The sequence below is a fragment of the Streptomyces atriruber genome, assembly GCF_001418325.1.
GTDB classification, from domain to species: domain Bacteria; phylum Actinomycetota; class Actinomycetes; order Streptomycetales; family Streptomycetaceae; genus Streptomyces; species Streptomyces atriruber.
On sequence record NZ_LIPN01000551.1, the window covers coordinates 1 to 8225 of the forward strand.

Here is an 8225-nt window from a genome sequence, read left to right on the forward strand (position 1 = left end):
CAGGTCCCGCCCCCGCCCCCCAGCGGCGGCGGCAAGAAGACCAGCCTCATCATCGCCGCCGTCGCCGTGGTCGCCGCCGCCGCGGTCGGCGGCTACTTCGTCTTCGCGGGCGACGACGACGAAAAGGGCGGCAAGAACGGCGGCTCCTCGAACGTGGCGGGCGGCGGCATCAAGGACGACGGCCCGCACACGCTGACGACGCCCGCCACGATCCTCAGCGAGTACGACAAGAGCGACGACTCGGGCGGCGGCTTCAACTCCAGCGACCTGGCGGCCGCCGAGAAGGCCGGCGTGAAGGATCCGCAGGACGTCGACGCCGCCTACGAGTCGGGGGACGAGAGCAATCCCCTGTCGCAGAAGGCCATCCAGTTCATGGGCGTCTACGGCGACATCAAGGACCCGGGCAAGGTCGTCGACAGCATGTTCGCCAAGGTCAAGCAGGACTCCCAGAAGGACAGCACGGACACGGGCGAACTCGTGGGCAGCCCGAAGGACTTCAGCACGGGCGACGCCGTCCTCAAGTGCCAGGAGTCCGTCATCAAGAACGACAGCGGCGGCAGCGGCCCGTCCTCGGGCCCCAAGGAGATCCGCATGCCGGTCTGCATCTGGGGCGACCACAGCACCGTCGCCGTCGTGGTGCCCGTCGAGGTCGCGAACGCCATGGCGGGCAAGGTCTCGCTCAGCGACGCCTCGGCCACCACGCTCCGGGTCCGCAAGGAGGTCCGCGTCAAGTCCTGACGCACCGCCGCACCACCGCACCACCAACGAGGGGAACCCAGAAGTGAGCTACAACCAGCCCGGTCCGTACGGCGGACCGCCACCCCAGCAGCCCGGGCCGTACGGCCAGCAGCCGCAGGGTGTCCCGCCGCAGCAGCCCTACGGCCAGCCCGCCCAGCCCTACGGCTACGGCCAGCCGCAGCAGCCCGGCCCCTACGGGCAGCCGCCCCAGGGCGTCCCGCCGCAGCAGCCCTACGGCCAGTACCCCGGCCCCCCGCCGAGCGGCGGCAAGAAGAAGACCGGGCTGGTCATCGGTGCCGTGGTGGTCGTGGCGGCGGCCGCGGTCGGCGGGTACCTCCTCTTCGCCAAGGGCGACGGCGGCTCGTCCGTCGCCGACGACGGCAAGACGTACAAGCTGGAGACTCCCGCGACCGTGCTGGGCGGCTCGTACAAGAAGGCGGAGTCGGCCGGCGGTGGCGGCGGCATGTCCTCCGGTGACCTCAAGGACCTGGAGAGCCAGGGCGTCAGCAACCCGACGGACGTCAACGGCCAGTACACCAACGGCACCAGCACCAGCCAGAAGACCCTCAACTTCTCCGGCGTGTACGGAAAGGTCGAGGACCCCGAGAAGGTCGTCGACGCGATGTTCGCCGAGATGAAGAGGAAGTCCACGAAGGAGCCCGGGAGCATCACCCTCATCGGCAGCCCCCAGGAGTTCACCCCCGCCGGCTTCGACAACGGCGTCATGAAGTGCCAGAAGGCCGAGTTCCGGATCGGCGCCCCCGACGAGGCCGAGACGGACGACGGCATCCCGAACACCTTCGAGACCCCGCTGTGCATCTGGGGCGACCACAGCACGGTCGCCTCCGTCGGCCACTCCGACGCGAGTGCCACCGCCAGCGGCGAGAAGATCTCCCTGGACACGGTCGCGGGCCTGGCCGCCAAGCTCCGCGCCGACGTGCGCGTAGAGGCCAAGTAGCGCCCTACGGCACGCACTTGCGCCGTACGGACCCAAGCCGAAGGGGGCGCCCCGCGATCACTCGCGGGGCGCCCCCTTCGGCGTAGCGCAAACAGCTGCCGCTTATGCGGACTTCTGCTCCCCGGCGCCCGGACCGCGCGCGTCGCGCGGCACCAGCGTCGGGTTCACGTTCGAGCGAACGACGTCCGCCGTGATGACGACACGGGCCACGTCCTTGCGGGACGGCACCTCGTACATCACCGACTGCAGGACCTCTTCCATGATGGCGCGGAGCCCGCGGGCCCCGGTCTGCCGCAGGATCGCCTGGTCCGCGATGGCCTCAAGGGCCTCACGCTCGAACTCCAGCTCCACGCCGTCGAGTTCGAACAGGCGCTGGTACTGCTTCACCAGCGCGTTGCGCGGCTCGACGAGGATCTGGAGCAGCGCCTCGCGGTCGAGGTTGTGGACCGAGGTGATCACGGGGAGGCGGCCGATGAACTCGGGGATCATCCCGAACTTCACCAGGTCCTCCGGCATGATGTCCTCGAACTGGTCCTTCTCCTCCATCTCGCGCTTGGAGCGGATGGTGGCGCCGAAGCCGATGCCCTTCGCGCCCGCCCTCGACTCGATGATCTTCTCGAGGCCGGCGAAGGCGCCGCCCACGATGAAGAGCACGTTCGTCGTGTCGATCTGGATGAACTCCTGGTGCGGGTGCTTGCGGCCGCCCTGCGGGGGCACCGACGCCGTCGTGCCCTCCAGGATCTTGAGCAGCGCCTGCTGGACGCCCTCGCCGCTGACATCGCGCGTGATCGACGGGTTCTCGCTCTTGCGGGCCACCTTGTCGATCTCGTCGATGTAGATGATCCCGGTCTCGGCCTTCTTGACGTCGTAGTCGGCCGCCTGGATCAGCTTCAGCAGGATGTTCTCGACGTCCTCGCCGACATAACCCGCCTCCGTGAGCGCCGTCGCGTCCGCGATGGCGAACGGAACGTTCAGCATGCGGGCGAGCGTCTGCGCGAGGAGCGTCTTGCCGGAGCCGGTCGGGCCGAGCAGCAGGATGTTGGACTTCGCGAGTTCGATCGCGTCGTCACGGCCCTGCGCGCCGCCGTTCTCTCCTGCCTGGACCCGCTTGTAGTGGTTGTACACCGCTACCGAGAGGGCCTTCTTCGCGGGCTCCTGGCCCACGACGTAGCCCTCAAGGAATTCGTAGATCTCGCGAGGCTTGGGGAGTTCCTCCCAGCGCACCTCGCTCGTCTCCGCGAGCTCTTCCTCGATGATCTCGTTACAGAGGTCGATGCACTCATCGCAGATGTACACACCGGGGCCTGCGATGAGCTTCTTGACCTGCTTCTGACTCTTTCCGCAGAACGAGCACTTGAGCAGATCGCCGCCGTCACCGATGCGTGCCACGAGGTGCTTCCCCTTCGCCTGGGAGACGCCACGTTCAGCGGCTCCTGGTGCCTCATATCCGACGGTACCTTGCCGGGCCCCCCGTTCGGGCCCCCCTTGGCACGGTTCGCTTCGACGTGGGTCGTGCGCAAAACGTGCCAAGGAGCGGCAGATGCTACAGCTCTTCGTCAGGCGACCGAGGAATTGTTCATCTTCCGGGTGGAGATGATCTGGTCGACCAGGCCGTAGGAGAGCGCGTCCTCGGCCGTGAGGATCTTGTCGCGCTCGATGTCGTCGCGGATCTTCTCGATCGGCGTCGTGGAGTGCTTGGCCAGCATCTCCTCCAGCTGCGAGCGCATCCGGAGGATCTCGTTGGCGGCGATCTCCAGGTCGGAGACCTGGCCGCGGCCGGTCTCGCTGTAGGGCTGGTGGATCAGCACGCGGGCGTTCGGCAGCGCCATGCGCTTGCCCGGCGTACCCGCCGCGAGGAGCACGGCGGCGGCCGAGGCGGCCTGACCCATGCAGACGGTCTGCACGTCGGGCTTCACGAACTGCATCGTGTCGTAGATGGCCGTGAGGGCCGTGAACGAGCCGCCCGGGCTGTTGATGTAGATGGAGATGTCGCGGTCCGGGTCCATCGACTCCAGGCACAGCAGCTGCGCCATGACGTCGTTGGCGGAGGCGTCGTCGATCTGCACGCCGAGGAAGATCACGCGCTCCTCGAAGAGCTTCGCGTACGGGTCGTACTCACGCACGCCCTGCGAGGTGCGCTCGACGAAGCGCGGGATCACGTAACGCGACTCGGCGGTGGCGCCGGTGAACTCGGCCTGGCCGCTCTCGGCCAGCGCACGGTCGTAGAGGCCGCGACCGGGGAAGTTGTTCATCTCTGGGTCTCCTGAGAAGCGAGGGGCTTAGGTGTCGGCTTCGGGGCGCTGAGCACGGGGCTCAGGCTCCGGTGCCGCCCCCGCCCGGCATGCCGGCGGCGCTGGACATGATGTCGTCGATGAGGCCGTACTCCTTGGCCTCCTGCGGGTCGAACCAGCGGTCGCGGTCCGAGTCGCGCGTGACCTGCTCGACGGTCTGGCCGGTGTGGAACGCCGTGAGCTCGGCCATCTTCTTCTTGGTCAGCAGCAGCCGCTCGGCGTGGATCTTGATGTCCGACGCGGAGCCCGCGAGGCCCGCGGACGGCTGGTGGATCAGGATCTCGGCGTTCGGCAGCGCGAAGCGCTTGCCGGGCGTGCCCGCGCTGAGCAGGAACTGGCCCATGGAGGCGGCCATGCCCATCGCGATCGTCACCACGTCGTTCTTGATGTACTGCATGGTGTCGTAGATCGCCATGCCGGCCGTGATCGAGCCGCCGGGGCTGTTGATGTAGAGGTAGATGTCCTTGTCCGGATCGGAGGCAAGGAGCAGCAGCTGTGCGGTGATCTTGTTGGCAATGTCGTCGTCGACCGGCTGGCCGAGGAAGATGATCCGCTCGCCGAGCAGCCGGTTGTAGACCTGGTCGCCGAGGCCACCACCGATGGAGGGGTCGCCGGCGGCGGAGGGCATCAGATTCGTCACGTATCCACCTGCTCGTCTTACGACGGCGCCGGGCCGTCTCACGTCTTCAGCTGGGGCCTGGGGCACCCGCGTGCTCGCCGCTCCGGGGCGGCTCCGGGGACTCCCCTGCCCTCGTATTCATGGACCCTAACGCGCGGGGTCCCTCCGAGAATCCCGGAGACGGAACTGTTCGCTGTGAGCGCAGGTTCTGGCGGGGGCGCCTCGAACGGTGCCGGTCGTGCCCCGTAAGGGGCGCGGGGAACTGCGCGAGCAACCCCCCACAGGCCGCACCCGCCATGGTTCCTGCCGCGGCAGACGCGGCTGCGGCCCCGCTGGGGCTGAGCGCGCAGTTCCCCGCGCCCCTGAACGGCACCGGGGCCCCCGGGACCGCTAAGTCCTGGGAGCCCCGGTGTACGTTCAGCCGAGCGGCAGCGCTCAGGCCTCGGTCTTCTCCTCGGCGGAGTCGGAGGTCGCCTCGACGGTCTCGGCCGTCTCGTCCTCGTCGTCCTCGAGGTCGACGACCTCACCGTTCGTGTCCTTGACCGTGGCGGCCTCGACGACGACCGCGAGGGCCTTGCCGCGGGCGACCTCGCCGACCAGCATCGGGACCTGGCCGCCCTCGACGACGGCCTGGGCGAACTGGTCCGGGGACATGTTGGAGGACTGCGCGCGACGCATGAGGTGCTCGGTGAGCTCCTCCTGGTTCACGTTCAGCTTCTCCTTGTTGACGAGCTCGTCCAGGACGAACTGCGTCTTGATGCCCTTCTCGGCCTGCTCCTTGGTCTCGGCGTCGAACTCCTCGCGGGACTTGCCCTGGATCTCCAGGTACTTGTCCAGGTCGAGGCCCATCTGGCCGAGCTGGTGGTGCTCGAGGTTGTGCGTGCGGGTCTGGATCTCGTCCGCGAGGAGCTTCTCGGGGACGGGGACCTCGACCAGCTCGAGCAGCTTCTCCAGGACGCGCTCCTGGGCCTGCGTCGCCTGGTCGTACTGCTTCATGTTCTCGAGGCGCTTGCGGCTGTCGGCCTTCAGCTCGTCGAGGGTGTCGAACTCGGAGGCGAGCTGCGCGAAGTCGTCGTCCAGGGACGGGAGTTCACGGGCGGCGACCTGGGTGACCTTGACGGTGACCTCGGCCTCCTTGCCCTGCGCCGAGCCGCCCTTGAGCTCGGAGGTGAAGGTGGCCTCGCCACCGGCCTCCAGGCCCTTCACGGCGTCGTCGATGCCCTCGAGGAGCTCGCCGGAGCCGATCGTGTACGAGACGCCGGACGCGACGCCGTCCTCCAGGACCTCGCCGTCGACCTTGGCCTCGAGGTCGATCGTCACGACGTCGCCGTCCTCGGCGGCACGCTCGACCGGGGACGTGGAGGCGAAGCGCTCGCGCAGCTCCTCGACGGCCTTGTCGACGTCCTCGTCGCTGACCTCGATCGCGTCGACCTCGACCTCGATGCCGGAGTAGTCCGGGATCTCGATGGCGGGGCGGACGTCGACCTCGGCGGTGAAGTTGAGGGTCTCGTTGTCCTTCAGCTCGGTGATGTCCACCTCGGGCTGGCCCAGGACGTTGAGCTCGGCCTCGTTGACGGCCTCGGTGTAGAACTTCGGGAGCGCGTCGTTGACGGCCTCTTCGAGGACGGCGCCGCGGCCGAACCGCTGGTCGATGACGCGGGCCGGGATCTTGCCCTTGCGGAAGCCCTTCACCGTGACCTGCTGGTTGATCTTCTTGTAGGCCGCGTCGAGGCTGTCCTTGAGCTCCTCGAAGGGCACCTCAACAGTGAGCCGAACCCGGGTCGGGTTCAGGGTCTCCACGGCGCTCTTCACGGTTCGGTCTCCTTGGGGCTGACTTCTTGGGATTCTGCCCGGCTCAGAGACACACGGGCACACAGCTTGCATAGTAACGGCAAGCGGGAGCCGACCGACAATGCGATCTTGGACTGGATCCCGAGAAGGGGGACAGCGCGGTTCCCGGAAGGGGAAAAAGGTGGTCGGGGTGGCGGGATTTGAACCCACGGCCTTCCGCTCCCAAAGCGGACGCGCTACCAAGCTGCGCCACACCCCGTCGGTGCGACACGTAGGGTACATGCCCGCAGGCAGTGCGGCTCCCCGTTAAACGGGGCCGGATCAGGGGGGCACGTGCGGCGAGGGACCGGGACCCGCTAGGATGCCTGTCGTGCCGCGGCTTCCGCTCGTGGCGCGATCTGTGCGGGCGTAGCTCAATGGTAGAGCCCTAGTCTTCCAAACTAGCTACGCGGGTTCGATTCCCGTCGCCCGCTCTCCTACAGAAACCCCAGGCCGGAGACGGCCTGGGGTTTCTGCGTTGCTGTTCCGAGGGTGGCGCCCCGCGGCGGCGTTCAGGCGTGGCGCGTGTCGACGGTGTACACGGAGCGTGTGCCGTACGGGACGTAGAGCGCGTCTCCCACCAGCGTGAGCCGGGCGCCCTCGTCGCCCATCCAGGGCGTGCCGACGCCCCGTCCGGGCCGGGTCCACGCCACGTCGCCCGTCCTGCCGTCCAGCGCGGCCAGGCGGCCGCTGGGCGAGGCGACGAAGACGTGGGTGGCGGAGGCGATCGGGCGGCCGGGGAACTCGACGGTGGAGTTGCGGTTCCAGGTCTGGCGGCCGGTGCGGGGGTCGACGGCGCGGACGCTGCCGTTGGCCAGCGTGAAGTAGAGCGTGCCCCGGCTGAGCGTGAGGGACGCGGCCCCCGGCTGGGTGCGGGCCAGTTCGATCGTGTGCCGGGTGTGGCTGCCGCTCGCGGTGACGGCGACGATGCTGCGGTACGTGGCGCCGGAGGTGTCGGCGAGCAGGAGCCGTCCGCCGCTCTGGCCGACGAGGGTGAGGGCGCCGCGCACGGTGACCGTCCAGGCGGGCTCGCCGGTGGCGGGGTCGAGGCGGGAGACGCGGGTGCCCGCCTTGCCCGCGGAGCAGACCAGATAGCCCTTCCCCGCGGCCTCCCGCAGCCAGCACTCCTCCTTGGGCAGCGGCCGCTTCCAGCGCGGGTCGCCGTCCTCGGGGTCCAGCAGGGCGTACGACCCGCCCTCGGTGCCGAGGACGGTGAGGACGCCGTCCTGCGTGGCTGCGGCGGTGCTGTTGTCCGGGGTCAGGTCGGGCGACATGGCGCCGGTGCCGCGCTGGGTGGGCGTGGTCCACAGGACGTCGCCGGTCCTGGCGTCGACGGCCTCGATCGCGTACCTCTCGTACGATTCGCCGCTACCGCCGTCCGGGACGGTCTGGTCGTTGCGGTAGACGTAGACGCGGTCGCCGGCGGCGCCGATGACGTCGCCCTCCATGCTGCTGGTGTCGTCGGGAACGGAATCGACGGGCAGCCCCCATTCCCGCTCTCCCGTGGCGAGGGAGAAGCGGACGGCCTTGACGTCGTCCCCGGCGCAGATCAGGCCCCCGCGAGCGGCGGCACAGCGTGTGAAGGGGCCGGAGGGAGAGGGGTCCTCGCCCTTGCCGCTGGTGGTGGCGTCCTTGGCCGTCCAGCTCCGCCAGCCCGCAGGCAGTTGGCTCGCCACCCGGTCGTCGTCGCGGGCGAGCCGTACGACGACGCCCGTCCCGACCAGCGCGAGCAGCAACCCGCCCACCGCGGCCGCCAGCAGGAGTCTGCGGCGGCGGCGCGGGCGCGGCG

Annotated in this window: 7 protein-coding genes and 2 tRNA genes; 3 read left to right on the top strand and 6 right to left on the bottom strand. The window is 69.2% G+C overall.

Features of this window, described 5'->3' with window-relative positions; all coding sequences use genetic code 11:
* The coding region (locus AOK03_RS38155) for a hypothetical protein (RefSeq protein ID WP_055569950.1) at positions 1-738 on the top strand (738 nt) is incomplete at its 5' end.
* A 43-nt stretch (positions 739-781) separates the two neighbouring features.
* A complete protein-coding gene (locus AOK03_RS38160) occupies positions 782-1696 on the top strand; it encodes a hypothetical protein (protein WP_055569951.1) in 915 nt (304 codons plus the stop codon).
* A 102-nt stretch (positions 1697-1798) separates the two neighbouring features.
* On the opposite strand, the gene clpX is transcribed toward AOK03_RS38160, so the two are convergent.
* From clpX to AOK03_RS38185, 5 genes are all read right to left on the bottom strand, one after another.
* Entirely contained in the window at positions 1799-3085 is a 1287-nt protein-coding gene (clpX, locus tag AOK03_RS38165; RefSeq protein WP_055569952.1) for an ATP-dependent Clp protease ATP-binding subunit ClpX, read from the bottom strand.
* 167 nt (positions 3086-3252) lie between these two features.
* Entirely contained in the window at positions 3253-3948 is a 696-nt protein-coding gene (locus AOK03_RS38170; protein ID WP_055569953.1) for an ATP-dependent Clp protease proteolytic subunit, read from the bottom strand.
* Between the two features lie 61 nt (positions 3949-4009).
* Positions 4010-4615: an ATP-dependent Clp protease proteolytic subunit gene (locus AOK03_RS38175; RefSeq protein ID WP_190329594.1), complete on the bottom strand. Its 606-nt coding sequence runs from the start codon at positions 4613-4615 to the stop codon at positions 4010-4012.
* A gap of 426 nt (positions 4616-5041) precedes the next feature.
* Complete coding sequence (gene tig, locus AOK03_RS38180) at positions 5042-6418, bottom strand: trigger factor (protein WP_055569955.1); 1377 nt, start codon at positions 6416-6418, stop codon at positions 5042-5044.
* A gap of 161 nt (positions 6419-6579) precedes the next feature.
* A tRNA-Pro gene (locus tag AOK03_RS38185) sits at positions 6580-6656 on the bottom strand.
* Positions 6657-6799: 143 nt separating this feature from the next.
* Between AOK03_RS38185 and AOK03_RS38190 the strand changes: the two genes are divergently transcribed.
* Positions 6800-6870: transfer RNA gene (locus AOK03_RS38190), tRNA-Gly, on the top strand.
* A gap of 78 nt (positions 6871-6948) precedes the next feature.
* Here the strand turns inward: AOK03_RS38190 and AOK03_RS38195 are convergent.
* The coding region (locus tag AOK03_RS38195; RefSeq protein WP_157869200.1) for a PQQ-binding-like beta-propeller repeat protein at positions 6949-8225 on the bottom strand (1277 nt) is incomplete at its 5' end.